Annotated in this window: 19 protein-coding genes and 2 tRNA genes; 8 read left to right on the forward strand and 13 right to left on the reverse strand. The window is 49.1% G+C overall.

Annotation, left to right across the window (positions count from 1 at the left end):
• From D6029_RS20520 to csgB, 6 genes are all read right to left on the reverse strand, one after another.
• Complete coding sequence (locus tag D6029_RS20520) at nucleotides 1–771, reverse strand: lysophospholipid acyltransferase family protein (protein WP_120066538.1); 771 nt, start codon at nucleotides 769–771, stop codon at nucleotides 1–3.
• Nucleotides 771–1,493 (reverse strand): beta-ketoacyl synthase chain length factor, encoded by a 723-nt coding sequence (locus tag D6029_RS20525; protein ID WP_120066539.1) that lies wholly within the window; start codon nucleotides 1,491–1,493, stop codon nucleotides 771–773. The genes D6029_RS20520 and D6029_RS20525 overlap by 1 nt, the downstream gene beginning before the upstream one ends.
• Before the next feature lie 216 nt (nucleotides 1,494–1,709).
• On the reverse strand, nucleotides 1,710–1,892 hold the full coding sequence (locus D6029_RS22720) for a hypothetical protein (RefSeq protein WP_244212437.1): 183 nt from the start codon (nucleotides 1,890–1,892) through the stop codon (nucleotides 1,710–1,712).
• A 261-nt stretch (nucleotides 1,893–2,153) separates the two neighbouring features.
• On the reverse strand, nucleotides 2,154–2,483 hold the full coding sequence (gene csgC / locus D6029_RS20535; RefSeq protein WP_120066541.1) for a curli assembly chaperone CsgC: 330 nt from the start codon (nucleotides 2,481–2,483) through the stop codon (nucleotides 2,154–2,156).
• 70 nt (nucleotides 2,484–2,553) lie between these two features.
• On the reverse strand, nucleotides 2,554–3,003 hold the full coding sequence (gene csgA, locus D6029_RS20540) for a curli major subunit CsgA (RefSeq protein ID WP_034494435.1): 450 nt from the start codon (nucleotides 3,001–3,003) through the stop codon (nucleotides 2,554–2,556).
• 47 nt (nucleotides 3,004–3,050) lie between these two features.
• Nucleotides 3,051–3,506, reverse strand: coding sequence for a curli minor subunit CsgB (csgB, locus tag D6029_RS20545; RefSeq protein WP_034494432.1), 456 nt, complete (start codon nucleotides 3,504–3,506; stop codon nucleotides 3,051–3,053).
• A gap of 790 nt (nucleotides 3,507–4,296) precedes the next feature.
• Here csgB and csgD point away from each other — a divergent pair.
• The 4 genes from csgD to csgG are packed head-to-tail and all read left to right on the forward strand — an operon-like array spanning nucleotide 4,297 to nucleotide 6,656.
• Nucleotides 4,297–4,962 carry a biofilm master transcriptional regulator CsgD gene (gene csgD, locus D6029_RS20550; RefSeq protein WP_120066542.1) on the forward strand — a complete coding sequence of 222 codons (666 nt, stop codon included), beginning with the start codon at nucleotides 4,297–4,299 and terminating at the stop codon, nucleotides 4,960–4,962.
• Between the two features lie 4 nt (nucleotides 4,963–4,966).
• A complete protein-coding gene (gene csgE, locus D6029_RS20555) occupies nucleotides 4,967–5,356 on the forward strand; it encodes a curli production assembly/transport protein CsgE (protein ID WP_120066543.1) in 390 nt (129 codons plus the stop codon).
• Between the two features lie 9 nt (nucleotides 5,357–5,365).
• A complete protein-coding gene (gene csgF / locus D6029_RS20560) occupies nucleotides 5,366–5,782 on the forward strand; it encodes a curli production assembly/transport protein CsgF (RefSeq protein ID WP_120066544.1) in 417 nt (138 codons plus the stop codon).
• Between the two features lie 40 nt (nucleotides 5,783–5,822).
• The gene (gene csgG / locus D6029_RS20565) at nucleotides 5,823–6,656 is read left to right on the forward strand and encodes a curli production assembly/transport protein CsgG (RefSeq protein ID WP_034494424.1); all 834 of its coding nucleotides are present in this window, start codon (nucleotides 5,823–5,825) and stop codon (nucleotides 6,654–6,656) included.
• 62 nt (nucleotides 6,657–6,718) lie between these two features.
• Here csgG and D6029_RS20570 read toward each other — a convergent pair whose 3' ends face one another.
• The 4 genes from D6029_RS20570 to ghrA form a co-directional block, all read right to left on the reverse strand.
• On the reverse strand, nucleotides 6,719–7,207 hold the full coding sequence (locus D6029_RS20570; protein WP_208642702.1) for a DUF1097 domain-containing protein: 489 nt from the start codon (nucleotides 7,205–7,207) through the stop codon (nucleotides 6,719–6,721).
• A 97-nt stretch (nucleotides 7,208–7,304) separates the two neighbouring features.
• Complete coding sequence (locus D6029_RS20575) at nucleotides 7,305–7,859, reverse strand: TorD/DmsD family molecular chaperone (RefSeq protein WP_120066546.1); 555 nt, start codon at nucleotides 7,857–7,859, stop codon at nucleotides 7,305–7,307.
• A 23-nt stretch (nucleotides 7,860–7,882) separates the two neighbouring features.
• Nucleotides 7,883–8,620 carry a phosphatase gene (locus tag D6029_RS20580; protein ID WP_120066547.1) on the reverse strand — a complete coding sequence of 246 codons (738 nt, stop codon included), beginning with the start codon at nucleotides 8,618–8,620 and terminating at the stop codon, nucleotides 7,883–7,885.
• Nucleotides 8,621–8,700: 80 nt separating this feature from the next.
• On the reverse strand, nucleotides 8,701–9,642 hold the full coding sequence (gene ghrA / locus D6029_RS20585; protein WP_120066548.1) for a glyoxylate/hydroxypyruvate reductase GhrA: 942 nt from the start codon (nucleotides 9,640–9,642) through the stop codon (nucleotides 8,701–8,703).
• Nucleotides 9,643–9,849: 207 nt separating this feature from the next.
• On the opposite strand from ghrA, the gene D6029_RS20590 reads away from it, so the two are divergent.
• Together D6029_RS20590 and D6029_RS20595 are read left to right on the forward strand one after the other, a co-directional pair.
• A tRNA-Ser gene (locus D6029_RS20590) sits at nucleotides 9,850–9,937 on the forward strand.
• A 171-nt stretch (nucleotides 9,938–10,108) separates the two neighbouring features.
• A tRNA-Ser gene (locus tag D6029_RS20595) sits at nucleotides 10,109–10,196 on the forward strand.
• 158 nt (nucleotides 10,197–10,354) lie between these two features.
• On the opposite strand, the gene D6029_RS20600 is transcribed toward D6029_RS20595, so the two are convergent.
• The 3 genes from D6029_RS20600 to D6029_RS20610 form a co-directional block, all read right to left on the reverse strand.
• Nucleotides 10,355–13,468, reverse strand: a complete 3,114-nt coding sequence (locus D6029_RS20600) for an efflux RND transporter permease subunit (protein WP_120066549.1) — start codon at nucleotides 13,466–13,468, stop codon at nucleotides 10,355–10,357.
• A gap of 13 nt (nucleotides 13,469–13,481) precedes the next feature.
• Nucleotides 13,482–14,636 carry an efflux RND transporter periplasmic adaptor subunit gene (locus D6029_RS20605; protein WP_120066550.1) on the reverse strand — a complete coding sequence of 385 codons (1,155 nt, stop codon included), beginning with the start codon at nucleotides 14,634–14,636 and terminating at the stop codon, nucleotides 13,482–13,484.
• Between the two features lie 81 nt (nucleotides 14,637–14,717).
• Complete coding sequence (locus tag D6029_RS20610) at nucleotides 14,718–17,828, reverse strand: efflux RND transporter permease subunit (protein ID WP_120066551.1); 3,111 nt, start codon at nucleotides 17,826–17,828, stop codon at nucleotides 14,718–14,720.
• A 238-nt stretch (nucleotides 17,829–18,066) separates the two neighbouring features.
• Between D6029_RS20610 and D6029_RS20615 the strand changes: the two genes are divergently transcribed.
• Together D6029_RS20615 and D6029_RS20620 are read left to right on the forward strand one after the other, a co-directional pair.
• Entirely contained in the window at nucleotides 18,067–18,684 is a 618-nt protein-coding gene (locus tag D6029_RS20615; RefSeq protein WP_120066552.1) for a TetR family transcriptional regulator, read from the forward strand.
• A 99-nt stretch (nucleotides 18,685–18,783) separates the two neighbouring features.
• Nucleotides 18,784–19,177 (forward strand): helix-turn-helix domain-containing protein (locus D6029_RS20620; protein ID WP_147365255.1); only part of this gene is annotated, 394 nt, incomplete at its 3' end.

Here is a 19,177-nt window from a genome sequence, read left to right on the forward strand (position 1 = left end):
TTAACGAGAATCAGGAACTAACTCCTGACACAAAAATTGGCTCAGACGACGCGCCGCAAGTGCGGGGGCTTCATCGTGATTTGCCATAAATTCCTGGCTGTCGATCCGTTGTTTAACACTCACGGTGATCATCGGTTTACGCTTGGGTATCTGATACCAGCGGCTGTGTTTATCCAGATAACGTTGGTCACAATAAATATGGACTAAACGTAGAGGACAGCCACTGCGCACGGCAATATTGGCCGCGCCACGCTGAATAACCAGCGGTTCGCCAGGTTTGGTGCGCGTCCCTTCAGGGAAAATCAGTATCGCCTCCCCTTCCGCCAGGCGTTTTTGGCTCTCCGGGAGTAATGTTTCGCCCTGGCTGTTGACCAGATAATCCGCTGCCTTTATCACACCCCGGAAACAGGGATTGTGTTTCAGGCTCGCTTTCACCAGGCACCCTATATGCGGCGCCTGGGAGGCGATAAATACGTAGTCCAGCAGCGTCGGATGGTTAGCCACAATCAAACATCCACGATCGTTTGTTAACTGTTCGCAACCTTCAAAACGGTAGTCGAACACGCCCAGCCCGCGCCCGATGCGTAAAAATAACCGGAAACTGGCGGCAATGCTACGGCGCGCAATCTCGCGGCGCTGGCGAGTATTACGCACGATCAGTATCAGTAAATTAAACCACACCAGTGAAAGAATCAGTCCGCCGCTGCCAAATAGCACAAACAAAAAGCCGGTCATTAGCACTCGCCAGTACCATTTAATGCGCGACCACATTAGTTGCGGCTCCAGCGCCAGGACATACGCTCGCCTGCCAGGGTAAACGCCGCTTGCTGGCCGAGCCAGCCGTGCAAAAACGTCAGACTTTGTGGTAAATCTTGCGATTCGCTGTTTTGACGAGGAGTCGTTTCACAACAAATTTGCGAGCCGGCTTCCAGTAATAACGCGACGGCGAACGGGATTTTGACGGCTTCACCAGCAAGATGCGAGTGGTAAAATTCTGGAATCAATCCATCGAAATCCACCAGCAAAACACGCTGATAACCCGCGTGATGCAAGGAAGTCACTTCGACTAATGCCTGAGCAAAGCTGTCGTATCCGGCTGAAACGGACGAGGAAACAAGCGCTTGTTGCGCAGCGATTGTCGTGTTGCCCACCGCTGAGTTATGTACCGACATCGCAAAATCTGTTGGCGAAAGACTTTCGTTTTCGGCAAGTGCAGTCAAAATTCGGAAATTTCGCTCCAGTTCGCCATGACGGCTGGAAAAGACCAGGGCGTCAACTTTATGGCGCGACAGGATGGCTAACGCGCAATCAACAGCGAGACGACTCCCGGAAGCCAGGCGACGCGCGGTCATCATCGGCAAATGGCGGCATTTAGCTATAGGGGCGCTCAACGCGATTTCAGCCGGGACCTGGCTCCACGCCTGCCACTGGTCGCTTTCGCATAAACCGGGTGCGCTCGCCTGCCAGTCGATAATGTTAAACGTTAACTTCATGCTCAGTACCATTTTCCATCTACGACGACCTGCCAGATTTATCTCGCGAGGGACGTTCAGACAACGATATTAGTCTTAATTTATAGAGATTTTTCTCAATACGCTTATATTTCGCGCGCCATTAATTCACAGGCGGCGGGAATAGTAACAAAATCGACGGTAAATTAAAAAATGATAAGATAATTCTAATGGCCCGCAATTCTCGGGCCATTAGATCTAGCGGTAAGTGACTTCCAGAATAGCCAGTTGGCGTTTCGCATCAAGATAATGAATCTTTGTGGAAACTGGGGCATCGCCAGCAGAGGAGAATTGATTAATTTTGTTGAAAGCCACCGTTTGCACGACAGGCTTTCCGTTTTGCGAGCAGGTGAATTCAACGCCTTTCTGCTGAGGTGACATACGACATCCGTCTTCTACTATTGCACCTCGAAAGTGAATAACACCCCCATCCGCATGGGCATTAAGTAAAGGGAAAGCGAGTATGACGAATGGCAACAGCATTGAACGTCTTAGGCTTGATGTTTTCACTCTTTGGACTCCTCAACTAATTGGTATGAGGGTTATCGGCAAGGAACACTCGGAACTACAGTTAAAACCTGGTATTTTTAATTAATAAAATCCACATTTTAACAACATTTATTTAACGAATGTTTTGCACGACTAAACACGTCCAGGCGGAGCCCATTGTTTTTCCAGATGAATATCTTTTCCATCCGTAACGGTGACGGTGATCGTCACATTGTCTCCGGGTGAAATATTGAGGCTTAAGCGCGATAATTTAGCGGGTTCATTGGCTTTGATAAAAACCTGGCTGCTTTGGCTACTGTTGCTTTGGCCATTCGAACCCGAACGTTTTGCGGTAAGTTTGTACTGGCACTGGCAGTCCTGAGTTAAAGTTGCCACCGGCACAATGGTGTAGATATCCCCCTGCTGCTGCGTATCAAAAGTGAGCTGATTACCGAGAGCCGCCAGCAATAATAAGGTGTGCATTTTATTTACCCTCCCGAATAAAAAGAAAAACAGGGCATAAGCCCTGTTTTTATAAAGTGCAGAATCTTGATTAATGCTGTTGAAGATTCGCACCGTTGCGGTAGCCAACCTGGGTCAACTCAATTGAAGAACCAGCCGCTGTTTGGTTAACAGTCGCACCGTTTCTTGAACCATATTGGCTAACATCAATGGTTGAGCCTTTCGCTTCCCATTGATCAATTGTTGCGTTGTTATTAGAACCTTTTTGCAGCAGGTCAATAGAGGCGTTATCAGCACCCTGGCCAACATCGGCACCGTTGCCAACACCATATTGTTTAATATCTACAGTAGATTTTTTCGCATCAGCTTGTAGTGCAGTGACGTTGTTATTTGCACCGTGTTGGTACACTTTCATTTCTGATTCTGGGCCGTTGTCATTACCGCCACCGTGACCTGGATTCCAAGGGAATTGAAGGCCTGATGCCATTGCACTGCTTGAAACCACCACTACTGCGATTGCTGCGATTTTGAAAAAGTTCATGGTGAAACCCCCATTGTATTGAGAATGTTAGTCCAAATAGTCATGTATTAGCGTTGAATTACGCGTACTGCCATTTGCGACTGTTTCTGTACAACAACTGCTGATTTTTGCGTGCCCTGTTGAATAATGCTTGCCCTATTAGCAGTACCTTTCTGAATAATAAGTGCGGCATTACCCGACGATTGTTGCTGAATATCCGCGTCATTGCCGTAGCCTGTTTGCGCGATATATGCAACGTTGTAACTCCCTGATTGATCGACGTTCGCGCGGTTTCCAGCACCTGTCTGATTGACCACCGCTAACTGCCGGGTTCCATTTTGATCAACATGTGAATTATTATTGTTCCCATATTGACCGACTATTGCTGCCTGATTGAATGAACTTTTGCTTAATTCATTTCTAGCAAAGTTATATTCTGATTTTGCGAGGTCAGGATTATTCGCAAATACATAACCAGGCGCACCCAGCAATGCTAACATCATAAATAACGATCTGTTTTTCATGTTGTCACCCTGAGTCTGGATGCAGCCATTGAAATATTTCTTCCAATTTAAACTGCTGCTTGCTTGTTAACGCTAACGATGAAAAGTTATTGCTGCGTTACGGAAATGAGTATGTCCTTCGAAACATTTAAAATATCTCACCCGCACGTTGTATTTTGATATTTCCACTCATTACAAAGCATGAGTTAAATAAAAAAATCCAAACACAACAAAGGCTTCCCTAATGAAAATTTTAATTAGCCTGCAAGCATTCAAAATAACCTCGTTAATCAAGCCTGACTTTGCCGTCTGGCTGAGTTTTTAGAGTCATCTTTGGCAATTTTTAGCCGCCTCTGTCACGAAGATGAGTTTTCTTAAGAGAGTCTTGAAAGGAGAGTGTAACCTTCACTATTTACATGTGTTAAGTTCCAGTAAGCAGAAAAACAAAATCAAATATTACTTTAAAATCAAAAAGATAAAATCATTTGTATGATTTTTAAAACTGTGCAATTTATAATATGTGTACAACTTTAGTATTAAAACTAAATAGCAAAAACATTGAGTTGCAACATTTTAATATCTACAGTTACATTCTGTAACAGCTTTAACACTTGCTTTAAGATTAGTAACCGCTAGATTGAAATCAGCAGTAACATTTTGTTTAACACAATAAGTCAGGGCGCAACTTAGCGTTATTTGACAGTGTTATATTAATTTCAAACACAGCAGTGCAGCACCAATCAGTACTTCTGGTGGATTAACTTTCTGTTAATCCAGCTGATCGATGCGCAAACTCGGATGGAGTTTCATCATGTTTAATGAAGTCCATACTATGAATAGTCAGGCGTTAAATGCTCAAACTTTATTGTTGATCACGAAACCCTCGCTACAAGCAACTGCGTTATTACAGCATCTAAAGTCTTCACTCTCTATTAATGGGAAACTTCATAACATTCAACGCTCTCTTGAAGATGTCGTCGGTAATGTTGTGGTGCTTTTCGATATGGTTGAAGCCGATAAAAAGCTGATTAACTACTGGCAAGATAACCTGGGTCGCAAACATAACAGCATTAAACTGTTGTTGTTAAACACCCCTGAAGAGTATCAATTCCGTGACATAGAAAATTGGCCGCATATAAATGGTGTGTTTTATATGTCCGAGGAAGAACCCCGTGTAGTAGAAGGGATTCGTGGCGTAATGGATGGAGAATGTTACTTCTCGCAAAAATTAGCCAGCTACCTTATTAATCACTCAGGGAACTATCGTTTCAATAATGTTGAGTCATCACTCCTGACTCACCGTGAAAAGGAAATACTTAATAAATTGCGTATTGGCGCTTCAAATATTGAAATTGCTCAGTCGTTATTTATAAGTGAAAACACGGTAAAAACGCATCTCTATAATCTTTTCAAGAAAATATCTGTAAAAAACCGCACTCAGGCGGTTTCCTGGGCAAACGACAACCTCAGGCGATAAAGCGATGAAATTTCCTGCTGCTTTACTGCTGGCGTCAGCTTTACTCAGCGCCGCCGGGGGCGCTCGCGCCGTGGAAGTTGAAGTCCCCGGATTATTAACGGATCACACCGTTTCTTCCGTGGGGCATGACTTTTATCGCGCCTTCAGCGACAGGTGGGAAAGCAGTTTTACCGGCAATTTAACGATAAATGAGCGACCCAGTGCCCGTTGGGGAAGCTGGATCACGATAACGGTCGATCAGGACGTTATTTTTCAGTCCTTTTTATTCCCCTCAAAACGTGATTTTGACCGTAACGTCAATATCGCACTGGTTCAAACCGAAGAAGCGATTAATCGCCGGCAAATTGACAAGACATTGTTGAGCACCGGCGATTTAACCACCGACGAATTTTAGGAGGCTGCCATGCGTATCACTCATGCAGTTTTGTCTTTACTGCTAATATCGCCCCTGTCGTGGGCGGGCAATATGACATTTCAGTTTACGAACCCGAACTTTGGCGGAAACCCCAATAACGGGTCTTTTTTACTTAATTCTGCACAAGCACAAAACTCATATAAAGACCCGAGCTTCGATGACAACTTTGGTATTGAAACTCCGTCCGCACTGGATAACTTTACTCAGGCCATTCAGTCACAGTTATTAGGCGGTTTGCTCAGCAATATTAATACCGGCAAACCAGGGCGCATGGTAACCAATGATTTTATCGTTGATATCGCCAACTCTGATGGGCAGCTGCAATTAAATGTGACTGACCGTAAAACAGGGAAGACATCAACTATCCAGGTTGCCGGCTTACAGAACTCATCTACTGATTTCTAGTGGCTCTTAAATAATCAAAAAGTATTTAAGGATAAACATCATGCAGCGTTTACTTCTCATCGTAGCGGTGTGTTTATTAAGTGGTTGTTTGACAGCGCCACCAAAAGAAGCTGCGAAACCTACACTTATGCCTCGGGCACAAAGTTATCGTGATTTGACCCATTTGCCGGAATCCAAAGGGAAACTGTTTGTCTCGGTTTATAATATTCAGGATGAAACCGGGCAATTTAAACCTTATCCAGCAAGTAACTTCTCAACGGCGGTTCCACAAAGTGCGACTTCTATGCTGGTAACAGCATTAAAAGATTCACGCTGGTTTGTTCCGTTAGAACGTCAGGGTCTGCAAAACCTGTTAAACGAACGTAAGATCATTCGTGCAGCACAGGAAAATGGCACGGTTGCCGAGAATAACCGTAGGCCGCTGGATTCGCTAATCGCCGCAAACGTGATGGTTGAAGGTTCGATTATCGGATATGAAAGCAATGTGAAATCAGGTGGTGTGGGAGCTCGCTACTTTGGCATCGGTGGCGAAACGCAATATCAGCTGGATCAAATTGCGGTGAACTTACGTGTGGTTAACGTCAGCACTGGCGAAGTTTTATCTTCAGTGAATACCAGTAAAACCATTTTGTCTTATGAAGTTCAGGCCGGGGTATTCCGCTTCGTGGATTATCAACGATTGCTGGAAGGTGAAATCGGTTATACGACGAACGAACCCGTCATGATGTGTTTGATGTCGGCCATTGAAACCGGCGTTATTTATCTGGTTAATGATGGTATTAACCGCGGCTTGTGGGATCTGCAAAATCCGCAGGATATTAATAACCCGATACTGGCGAAATACAGAGAGATGTCCGTCCCTCCTGAATCCTGATAATCATCAGATAATAAAAAACCTCGCGATGGCGAGGTTTTTTCATTTATAGGTGGCTGACTTTATTCGGCAATAACCTGAGATTCAGGTTTTGCTTTTCGCGCTGCTAACCACAAACCACTGTTCTTCATGGCGAAGCCGAATACCAATCCAAGCAGCAACGAAGGCACCACAATTCGCCATTCGCCCTGGTTTGCAAAGGTCGCGCAAGCCCCGATAAATGTGCCCGGCACAAACGACAACAACATGTGTTTCGCCTGCACGCACATCAGAAACGCCACCACGCCCGTCACCATATAGCCGATGATTTCCAGGTGCGGAGCCAGTGCGCTGCCGTGAATGATCACCTGCGCCCACAATACACCGCTACATAGCGTGCATGCAGAAATGAAAAGCCCCTTGATACCGCCCTGCGGACACGCAAAATATGCGGTACAACCGAGGAAGCCAGCCCAACTAAGAAGGCCGAGACTCACCGCAACCCAGCCCCAAAGGCCAGAGAGAATACCGGTGGTCAATGCCAGAGAAATAAGTATGTTCATGCGGCGTATCATAGCAGAGCCTTATAGCTCGACCACGATCTACCGCACATTTTTTGTAGATCTAAATTGATTGTTGCAGTTCAAATGTGATTTAAATCACAAAACACTACTCTTCGTTTTCTTCTTCCAGCTCATCGCGCATCGCCTGAATGGCTTCGCGGCTTAACAGTGCCAGAGTGCGATAGAACGGGGTTGTCGAGTGAGCTTCGACTTTACCGAGGAACGTCCCCGCCCACGGCAGCAGGTAGTCATCAAACAAGCGAACCTGCGCTTCAAACTCATCTTCTTGTGACTGATCTTCCAACCACGAGGCGGCTAATAACAAGGTGCCAAAATGATCGGCTGGAGTTTCGGCCAGTGGCATACCGCGTTGTTTAAGGAATTCACGCACTTCACCTTCGTTACTGCCCTCTTCCCACGCGGAACGGTACGGCGGCACGCTGCACTCTTCGCCTACAAACAGCGCGTTGTAATCGGCAGCCAACAGTTGAGGGTCGCAGCTTTGTTGCAGGCGAGCCAACAACTCATCCTGCTCCAGCGGCCAGTGCTCAGCCAGTTTGCCATCGCGGATCATTGTCAGCAGCGGAACCAATAATGGATCCTGAGGCTGGCGGTAATATAACGATCCCAAAATGCGGCAAATAATTGAAAACTCATTCATGTTAGCTATCCATATTATAGAAATTAAAGTGTGGCGAATTCGTCGATAGGCGACATGCCGCGGGATTCAAGGAATCCGAGCATCCGACGAACAGAAACATTCAGAATACGATCTTCCGGGAACTCAACTTCTGCCAGAATTTTGCGGCATTCATCGAAATCCCCGAGCGTAAAAGCGGTATGGGAGTCAGAACCTAACGATAACCAACCTCCGGCATCACGCACTGCGGCGGCAATCGCCCGGCAATTCGCCTCGCTGCCTTTACGTGAATGCGTAAATGAAGAGTTATTCAGTTCCAGCGCGACGTTGTACTTCGCCGCTGCTTGCGCGATGGCCGGAATATCAACCGGGAATTTTGGGTTACCAGGGTGGCTGATAATGTGGACATTGCCGCTCGCCATCGCCGCAATCATGGCTTCGGTGTGCGTAGCGCTGTCTTGTGGCGGGAAAACAGGCTCGTGGAAACCGGCGATAATCAGATCAAGCGAGTCCAGCATCGGGCCGGTGCAGTCGATTTCCCCGGCGGTATTTTTAATGTTGGCTTCGATGCCACGTAAAATACCGACGCCCTCCACCACTCGCGGCCAGATACGCATGTTCACGAAATGCCAATAATGCGGCGCATCGGCCATATCCGGGCCATGATCGGTAATCGCAAACAGTTTGATGCCTTTGCTTTTGGCAATCGCGATGTAGTCATGAAGGGTGCTGTAGGCGTGGGTGCTGGCGACGGTGTGCATATGCAGGTCAACGGGATACATGGCTCTCTCCTTTTATCTCTTTCCCGCAAGGATAGCAGTTATCGCCATTGTTTTTTAGCCCGGCCCAGCCGGGCATGATGTTAATAACCGTTATCTAAAGAAACCTGCCCGCCTGGTGATTCACCGTTTTCGATTTGGCGAATGGTTTTCGCAATGTAAACCATCGCTTCTTCGGGGCGTGTCACCGCTGCCAGATGTGGTGTTATCGCAACGCGAGGATGCTTCCACAATGGGCTGTTTTCAGGCAGTGGTTCTTTAGCAAACACATCGAGCATCGCGCTTTTTACTTTGCCGGAATCGAGAGCGGCCAGCAGATCGTCTTCAATCAAATGCACACCGCGCGCGAGGTTCATCACGTAAGCACCATCCGCAAGTTTGTTGAGCAACTGGCTATTAATGATACCCACCGTTTGCGGCGTGTTGGGCAGCAGGTTGATTAACACACGCGTGCCATTGAGGAATTCATCGAGCTGTTCAGCGCCCGCATAGCTGGTCACGCCATGGTAATCTTTTTTGCTGCGGCTCCAGCAGCGCACCGGGAAGCCCCATGCGGCAAGACTTTCTGCGACTTTCCCACCCAATACGCCTGCGCCTAACACACCGATGGTGAAGTTTTCATGATGATAGTCATCAAGTGGCTGCCACTTCGCCTGCTGTTTCAGCGCCTGATAATCATCGAAACGGCGGAACCAGTGCAGCACCTGGCTGACGGCATATTCCTGCATCTGGAGCGCCATACCGGTATCTTCAAGGCGAAACAGCGGCACACCTTTTGGCAGCATCTCAGGATGCGCCTGCAGTTTGCTCAGAATGGAGTCCACACCCGCACCCAATGCAAAGACCCCTTTCAGCTCCTGACGCCCACTGAGCATTTCCACCGGAGGATGCCAGACCAGCGCGTAATCCGCAGGCTGGTTATCACCGGGTTGCCACTGGCGAACCGATGCTTCTGGAAGTTTTTGTTGCATGCCTTCAATCCACTGTTGGGCATTAAAGGTCGGGTGATGAAAAATAATATCCATGCTTTCTCCATTTTTTCTTAGGCTTATCAGCAAGTACTCAACAATACATAAGATGAATATAATAAAAAACCGCCATCTGTTGCTGCTTTAAGAAACAAGTTGTTTGAAGTTTGGCTAAACGCACCAGAATGACTAAAAAGTGGATTGACGCAGACCAGCGTTTTCCCTACATTAGCGCCCGTTCCAGCAGTCAAGGAACAACAAAACGGTGAGGTGTCCGAGTGGCTGAAGGAGCACGCCTGGAAAGTGTGTATACGGCAACGTATCGAGGGTTCGAACCCCTCTCTCACCGCCACATTCCAAGAGAAAGTCTGAATTCACGTTCAGACTTTTTTTTGCCTAAAATTCGGCATCGTTCACACCTTGACCGAACGGTACAGAAACAGAAGATTAAACTTGACCGAATGCGGTTCAATCCCTATAGTAGCGCCCCGTTGCCCCCTGAAGTTGGCAACAAAAACAATACGGTGAGGTGTCCGAGTGGCTGAAGGAGCACGCCTGGAAAGTGTGTATACGGCAACGTATCGAGGGTTCGAACCCCTCTCTCACCGCCACATTATAAGAAGAGCCCGCATGAAAATGCGGGCTTTTTTTCGTCTGTAGTTTGTGTACTTCTTGTCGGATGACTCTATTGCTTTTCCGACCTACTCGCTGGACGTTGTCATCTGAAACACCAAAAAAAAACCCGAACCTAAGTTCGGGCTTGTGAGTTTTACTCTGGTCTGGATTTGCTAAATCGCGCTCGTATCACCACGAAGAACACCGGCACGAAGAATATCGCCAGCAAGGTCGCCGAGAGCATTCCGCCCATCACACCGGTTCCCACCGCGTTCTGTGCGCCACTTCCCGCGCCACGGCTTAATACCAACGGCATAACCCCGAGAATAAATGCCAACGATGTCATGAGGATCGGGCGCAAACGCATACGCACCGCGTCGAGCGTAGCTTCCATCAAGCCTTTGCCCTCTTTCTCCATCAAGTCTTTGGCAAATTCGACGATCAATATCGCGTTCTTTGCCGACAGGCCAATGGTGGTCAATAGCCCGACCTGGAAGTAAACGTCATTATTCATGCCGCGCATCGCCGCTGCTAATAGCGCACCGACCACACCGAGCGGCACTACCAGCATCACCGAGAACGGTATCGACCAGCTTTCGTATAACGCCGCCAGGCACAGGAACACCACCACCAAAGAGATGGCATAAAGTGCGGGCGCCTGGTTGCCAGAAAGCCTTTCCTGATATGACATCCCCGTCCAGTCGTAGCCAATCCCGGATGGCAGTTTTGATGCAAGCTGCTCCATTAACACCATCGCCTCGCCGGTACTTTTACCCGGCGTCGCCTCGCCCAACACTTCCATCGACGGCAATCCGTTGTAACGCTCAAGGCGCGGAGAACCGTACATCCAGTGTGACGAAGAAAATGCCGAAAGCGGTGCCATTTGCCCTTCACTGCCGCGCACGTACAGATTATCAATATCCTGTGGCAGCATGCGGAAACGCGCATCCGCCTGAACGTACACTTTCTTCACACGGCCATGGTCGATAAAGTCGTTCACATAAGTGCCGCCCAATGCGCTGGCGATAGTCTGGTTAATATCCGCCAGGCTAATTCCCAGTGACTGCGCTTTTTCCTGGTCGATTTCCAGTTTGTACTGCGGGGTATCTTCAAGCCCATTCGGGCGCACACGCGTCAACATATCAGGATGTTTGGCGACCATTTCCATCAATTGATTACGCGCCAGCGTCAGTTGCTGATGCCCAAGGTTTGCCTGGTCAATCAATTCAAAGTCGAAACCGGTTGCTGTACCCAACTCCATAATCGCCGGTAAGTTAAACGGGAACACCAGGCCATCACGAATTTTGCTAAAGGCTTTAGTGGCGCGTTCGACGATGGCACCGACCCCGTTCTCTTTGCCGGATCGTTCATCCCAGGGTTTCAAACTGATAAAAGCAATCCCGGAGTTTTGCCCCTGTCCGCTATAACTAAACCCGTTGACGGTAAACACCGATTCAACGTTGGATTTTTCAGTCTCGAGATAATAATGAGTTATCTCGTCGAGCACTTTTTGCGTTCGCTCCTGCGTGGCACCTGCGGGCAACTGCACCATCGTCATAAACACGCCCTGATCTTCTTCGGGCAGGAATGAGGTTGGCAAACGGAGGAATAACACCGCCATTCCGACCACAATAATCAGATACAGCAGCAGATAGCGCCCGGTGTTGCGTAAAATGTTGCTCACGCTATCGGTATAGTGATTCGCGCTTTGGTTGAATTTATGGTTAAACCAGCCAAAGAAACCGGTTTTTTCATGCGCCGCAGGATCAACCGGTTTTAGCAATGTCGCACACAATGCAGGTGTGAGGATCAACGCCACCAGCACCGAAAGTGCCATTGCCGACACAATCGTAATGGAGAACTGGCGGTAGATGGCCCCGGTCGAGCCGCCAAAGAAGGCCATCGGAATAAACACCGCCGACAGCACCATCGCGATCCCAACCAACGCACCCTGGATTTGCTCCATCGATTTTTTGGTGGCTTCTTTGGGTGAGAGATGATCTTCCACCATCACGCGCTCAACGTTTTCCACCACCACTATCGCATCATCAACCAGCAAGCCAATCGCCAGCACCATGCCAAACATGGTGAGCGTATTTATCGAGTACCCAAATGCGGAAAGAACGGCAAACGTCCCGAGCAAAACCACCGGGACTGCAATGGTGGGAATGAGTGTCGCACGGAAGTTTTGCAAGAAGAGGTACATCACCAGGAACACCAGGATGATGGCTTCAAACAGCGTTTTCACGACTTCATGAATGGAGATTTTCACAAACGGCGTGGTGTCGTACGGGTAAACGACTTTCATCCCTTGCGGGAAGTAGGGTTGCAGCGAGGCCAGTTTCGCCTTAATACCCGCTGCGGTATCCAGCGCATTCGCCCCGGTCGCAAGTTTAATCCCTAAGCCAGCAGCGGCCTGACCATTAATTTTCGCTACGGTATTGTAGTTTTCACCGCCTAACTCAATGCGTGCCACATCGCTTAAATGCACCACCGAGCCATCGGGATTCACTTTCAACGTCACTTTGCCAAATTCAGCCGGATCTTTTAAGCGCGTCTGAGCAATGATCGAGGCGTTAAGCTGCTGATTTTTGACTGCAGGCGTGCCACCGAGTTGCCCTGCAGCCACCTGGTCGTTCTGCATTTTCAGCTGCGTGACGACATCGCCCGGATTAAGTTGGTATTTGTTCAACGCATCGGCATTGAGCCAGATACGCATCGCGTACTGGGCCCCAAAGAGTTGAACATCCCCGACGCCGTTAGAACGGCTGATGGCATCTTTTATATTTGATGCCACGTAATCGGAAATATCATCCTGCGTCAGGTTGGGGTTATCAGAGATAAAGCCTGCCACCAGTAAGAAACTGCTGGAAGATTTTTCAACGCTAATCCCCTGCTGCTGCACTTCTTGCGGTAACAGCGGCATCGCCAGTTGCAGTTTGTTTTGCACCTGAACCTGAGCAATATCCGGGCTGGTGCCTGATTTAAACGTCAAGGTTATGGTCACGCCACCGGCAGAATCACTGGTGGATGACATGTACATCAGGTTATCGATACCGTTCATGTTCTGTTCGATAACCTGCGTCACCGTGTCCTGCACCGTCTGCGCATCCGCACCCGGATACGTTGCAGTCACCGCAACAGCCGGAGGTGCGATAGTGGGATACTGCGCGACAGGAAGTTGCAGAATCGCCAGTGTACCCGCAATCATCAGGATGATTGCCAGCACCCAGGCAAAGATGGGTCTTTCAATAAAAAACTTAGCCATTATCCAGAATACCTTAGCGTGTTTGAGCGGCAGCGCTATCCGGCACTATCTGTACAGCGACGCCAGGGCGAACCCGCTGAAGGCCGCTGACAATCACTTTGTCCCCTGGTTTAACGCCTTTAGTCACCAACCATTGATCGCCAATAGCCTGCGGCGCGGTTACTTCACGGACTTCGGCTTTATTGTTTTGATCAACCACCATCACCGTGGCATCGCCACGCGGATTACGCGTCACGCCTTGCTGTGGCACCAGAATCGCTTCAGGCTGAATGCCCTCATCAATTTTTGCGCGCACATACATGCCAGGCAATAACTGGTGTTGCGGGTTCGGGAACACGGCGCGTAAAGTGATCGATCCGGTGGTTTGATCAACCGTCACATCGGAAAATTCCAGCTCGCCGTTGATGGCATAAGGCTTGCCATCTTCCATCACCAGTTGCACCGCCGTTTTGCCATTCGCTTTTTGCAGGCTGCCCTGTTCAACGGACTGCTTGAGTCGCATAAAGTCATTGCTGGATTGGGTGACATCGACATAAATCGGGTCGAGCTGTTGGACGGTTGCCAATGATGACGCCTGGCCGTTAGTGACTAACGCCCCTTCGGTGACATTCGATTTGCCGACGCGCCCGTCAATTGGCGAGCTAACTTTGGTGTAAGCGAGATTAATCCGTGCGTTTTCGACTTCAGCCTTCGCTGCGGTGACTTCTGCATCCGCTTGCTGCGCATCGGCCACAGCCTGATCGTATTCCTGCTTGCTGATGTAGTTTGTACCAAGCAGCGGCACATAACGTTTAACGGTTAAGTGCGCGATATTCGCGGCGGCTTTCGCCTTGGCAAGTGAGCCTTGTGCGCTGTTCCAGGCGGCTTGATACGGTGCCGGGTCAATTTGATAAAGCGAACTTCCCGCTTTAATATCACTGCCTTCAACAAAATTGCGCTTCAGAATGATACCGCTGACCTGTGGGCGAACCTCTGCCACGCGAAAGGCGTCGGTACGCCCCGGAAGTTCAGTCGTCACCGCCAATGGCGCGGCTTTAACGGTATATACATTGACTTGCGGTGCGGGCAATTGCGCCTTTTCGTCGCTTTTATCATTACAACCCGTTAATACGCCAGCCGCTATCAACAGCACGGAAGGCAGCACCATGAACTCACCATATTTCTTCATTACTATTCCTTAAAGCTTGATTCTTAAAGTAAAGACTTGTCGACGATGGGCGATGACTGAGCCATCAGCGGCGTATTCCTGTTATTTCGACTTTCCAAAACGGCGGCTTATCACTACGAAGAACACCGGGACAAAAAACACTGCCAGCAAGGTGGCAGAAACCATTCCGCCCATCACGCCCGTTCCCACGGCATTTTGCGCACCACTCCCCGCTCCGCTGCTGATCACCAGCGGCATCACGCCAAGAATAAAGGCCAGTGAAGTCATCAGAATCGGACGCAGGCGCATACGCACCGCATCGAGCGTGGCCTCAATTAATCCTTTGCCTTCTTTATCCATCAGGTCTTTGGCGAACTCGACAATCAGAATGGCGTTTTTGGCCGACAGGCCGATGGTTGTCAGTAGCCCGACCTGGAAATAAACGTCGTTATTCAAGCCGCGCAATGTGGCGGCGAGTAGCGCGCCAATAACCCCAAGTGGCACCACCAGCATGACTGAGAAAGGAATGGACCAGCTTTCATAAAGCGCCGCGAGACACAGGAAAACGACCAGCAGCGAAATGGCGTAAAGTGCAGGAGCCTGGTTGCCTGATAAACGTTCCTGATAGGACATTCCCGTCCAGTCAAAACCAATGCCACTCGGCAATTTCGACGCCAGGCTTTCCATCAGCAGCATGGCTTCACCGGTACTTTTACCCGGCGTGGCTTCTCCAAGAATTTCCATGGATGGCAGGCCGTTGTAGCGCTCCAGACGTGGAGAACCAAATATCCAGCGCGCGCTGGCAAAAGAGGAAAACGGCACCATTTGCCCGCTGCTTCCCCGCACAAACCAGCTATTAATGTCCTGCGGCAGCATGCGGCTTGATGCGCGCCCTTGCAGGTAGACTTTTTTCACACGCCCGTGGTCGATGAAGTCATTGACGTAGGTGCTACCGAGGCCGGTAGCAATGGTTTGGTTAATGTCTGAAATGCTTACGCCGAGCGATTGCGCCTTTTCCTGGTCAACTTCCAGCTTGAATTGCGGCGTGTCTTCAAGGCCATTTGGACGCACACGCACCAACATTTCCGGGTGTTTGGAAATCATGCCCAATAGCTGGTTTCGCGCCTGTGTCAGCGCATTGTGCCCAAGACTTGCCTGGTCGATTAATTCGAAGTCAAAGCCCGTTGCCGTACCCAATTCGGTGATGGCTGGCAAGTTAAACGCGAAAACCATTCCGTCATGGATTTTGCTAAACGCACGAGTGGCGCGCCCGACAATCGCAGTTACTTCGTTTTCTTTACCTGGCCGTTTGTCCCAGTCTTTCAGCCGCACAAACGCCAGGCCATTGTTCTGCCCTTTGCCGCTGAAGCTAAAGCCGTTAACGGTAAATACGGATTCGACGTTTGCCGATTCATGGGTCAGATAGTAATCGGTGATCTGATCCATAATTTTTTCCGTTCTGGCCTGGGTCGCTCCCGCAGGCAGCGTGACCATGGTAAGGAATACGCCCTGATCTTCTTCCGGTAAAAATGAGGTAGGTAAATGAAGGAATAGCGCAACCATACCCGCCACAATCAACGTATAAAGCGCCATATAGCGGCCTGTGCGGCGCAAAATCTGCTTCACGCTGTCGGTGTAATGGTGAGTACTTTGCTCGAAACGGGCGTTAAACCAGCCGAACAGTCCGGTGGTTTTACCGTGGCTGCCTTTGGCGACCGGTTTGAGTAAAGTGGCGCACAGTGCAGGTGTCAGAATCAGCGCCACCAACACTGAAAGCGCCATGGCGGAAACGATAGTTATCGAGAATTGGCGATAGATAACGCCGGTGGAACCGCCGAAAAATGCCATCGGAATAAATACCGCTGACAACACCATCGCAATCCCGACAAGTGCGCCCTGGATTTGCCCCATCGATTTTTGCGTGGCTTCTTTGGGCGGCAACCCCTCTTCCACCATCACGCGTTCGACGTTTTCCACCACCACAATGGCATCGTCCACTAGCAAACCTATCGCCAGCACCATGCCGAACATCGTTAAGGTATTGATGGAATAGCCAAATGCGGCAAGTACAGCGAAAGTCCCGAGCAGTACCACTGGCACCGCAATAGTGGGAATCAGCGTGGCACGGAAGTTCTGTAAAAACAGATACATGACCAGAAACACCAGCACGATAGCTTCGAGCAGTGTTTTGAAGACTTCACGAATCGATATTTTGACAAACGGTGTGGTGTCGTAGGTGTAAACCACGGTTAAACCGTGTGGGAAATAGGGTTCGAGCTTCGCCATTTGTGCCTGCACCGCTTTCGCGGTATCCAACGCATTTGCCCCGGTGGCGAGTTTAATCCCCAATCCGGCGGCAGGTTTCCCGTTATAGCGTGCAATGACGTTGTAGTTTTCGCCACCCAACTCAATACGCCCCACATCGCGCAATTCTACTTTTGCACCGTCGGGCTGCACTTTCAGCAGAATGTGACCGAATTGCTCGGGGTCGCGCAAACGCGTCTGGGCAATAATAGAAGCGTTAAGTTGTTGCCCCGCAATGGCTGGTGTTCCGCCAAGTTGCCCTGCGGCCACCTGCGCGTTCTGGGTTTTTATCTGGTTAATCACATCCAGCGTGGTTAACTGATATTTATTGAGTTGGTTAGGATCAAGCCAGATACGCATCGCGTACTGTGCGCCGAACAACTGCACATCCCCGACACCTGCTGTGCGGCTGATAGGATCTTTGATGTTAGAGGAAATATAGTCAGCAATATCGTCCTGACTCATGCTGCCATCTTGCGAGATAAACCCGGCAACCATCAGGAAGCTGCTGGAAGATTTTTTAACGCTAATCCCCTGCTGCTGCACTTCCTGTGGCAACAAAGGCATGGCGAGCTGAAGTTTATTTTGTACCTGAACCTGAGCAATATCCGGATCGGTGCCGGACTTGAAGGTCAGCGTCACCGTCACGCTGCCCGACGCATCGCTCGTCGAAGACATATACATCAGATTATCCAGACCGTTCATATTCTGCTCGATAACCTGCGTCACCGTATCCTGAACGGTACTGGCATCCGCACCGGGATAGGTTGCATTAATAGCGACCGCTGGCGGGGCAATTGTTGGGTACTGCGCCACTGGCAAGTTGATGATGGACAGTACGCCTGCCAACATCAAAATGATGGCCAGCACCCAGGCAAATATGGGGCGCTCGATAAAAAACTTCGCCATGGAGAAATTTCCCTGTTAAAGGTCTAACTCTGTAATGGATATAGAGAAGACGAGCTTAACAGAGGCTTTATCGATTAATGATTCATGCTTGTATGTATAATCTTCTACGCCTGGACTGGACATCGAAAAATTTAAAGCACAGAATAATTCACAATCTTCTTAATCTCACCCAAAATAGAAAAATAATATTTAAACCTGTTAATTCTTGTAACTAATATCCACAAAGAGTTAATTATCTATGGCGCGAAAAACAAAAGCCGATGCGTTAAAAACGCGTCAGCACCTTATTGATGTTGCTATCACACTATTTGCTAAAAATGGCGTTTCCACCACAACCCTTGCCGACATTGCTGATGCTGCTGGCATGACCCGTGGTGCGATTTACTGGCACTTTGATAGCAAAACTTCGTTGTTTAACGAAATCTGGAATATCCAGTCTTGTATCTCATTGGAAATAAGGCGAAAACTCAGTCCCAAAATTCTGGATAATGATTTAAAGCTATTACGTGAAATCATGATTGAAACGTTGAGGTTCATTTCGTCTGATCGTCGGCAGTACGAATTATTGCAAATTCTTTACCATACCTGCGAATTCAACGGGGAAATGTATTCTGAGAGGGAAATAAGGGAGCGTTATTGGTTTAACCGGGAAAGAATGAAAAAAATATTGCGCAATTGTATTTCAAAAGGGCAAATTCCTGTTAATACCAATATCGAATTGACGATAACCATCATTCACGGTTATTTCAGTGGGATTATCAAAAACTGGCTGATGCAGCCGGAGAATCTCAATCTTTATGAGCAAGCGCCAGATGTGGTCGATAGCCTTATTTTGATGCTCACCAAATCGGCCTAAGTGTCGGATGACGCTGCGGTACAAACCGGACACATGGGTAACACTTTAGACCGGACACATGGGTAACAGTTATAAACGGCATAGCAGAGGAGACTCACTATGCCCTGGACTGAGACCCGCCCCATGCAACGTCTTGATTTCATCCGTGCCTGCCACGCAGGCACGGCTCCTGTTTCCGAACTGTGCCGTCACTTCGGCATCAGCCGTAAAACCGGGTATAAATGGCTGCAGCGTTTTAACCCCGACGACCCGGCCTCTCTTTTTGACCAGCCCCGCGCCCGCCTCACGCATGATGAACGCCTGCCTGCCGGGATTGTTCAGCAGCTTATCGATATGCGCGTACGGCACCCCGACTGGGGGCCGAAAAAAATCCGCGCCTGGCTGATGAATCATCAGGCGCCGTTTGATGTGCCGGCCGCCAGCACCATCGGCGATATCCTGAAGCGTGAAGGGCTCGTTATTTCCCGCCCTCATCGCCGTCGCACGCCCGGAA

Source organism: Buttiauxella izardii, assembly GCF_003601925.1.
Classification (GTDB): Bacteria; Pseudomonadota; Gammaproteobacteria; order Enterobacterales; family Enterobacteriaceae; genus Buttiauxella; species Buttiauxella izardii.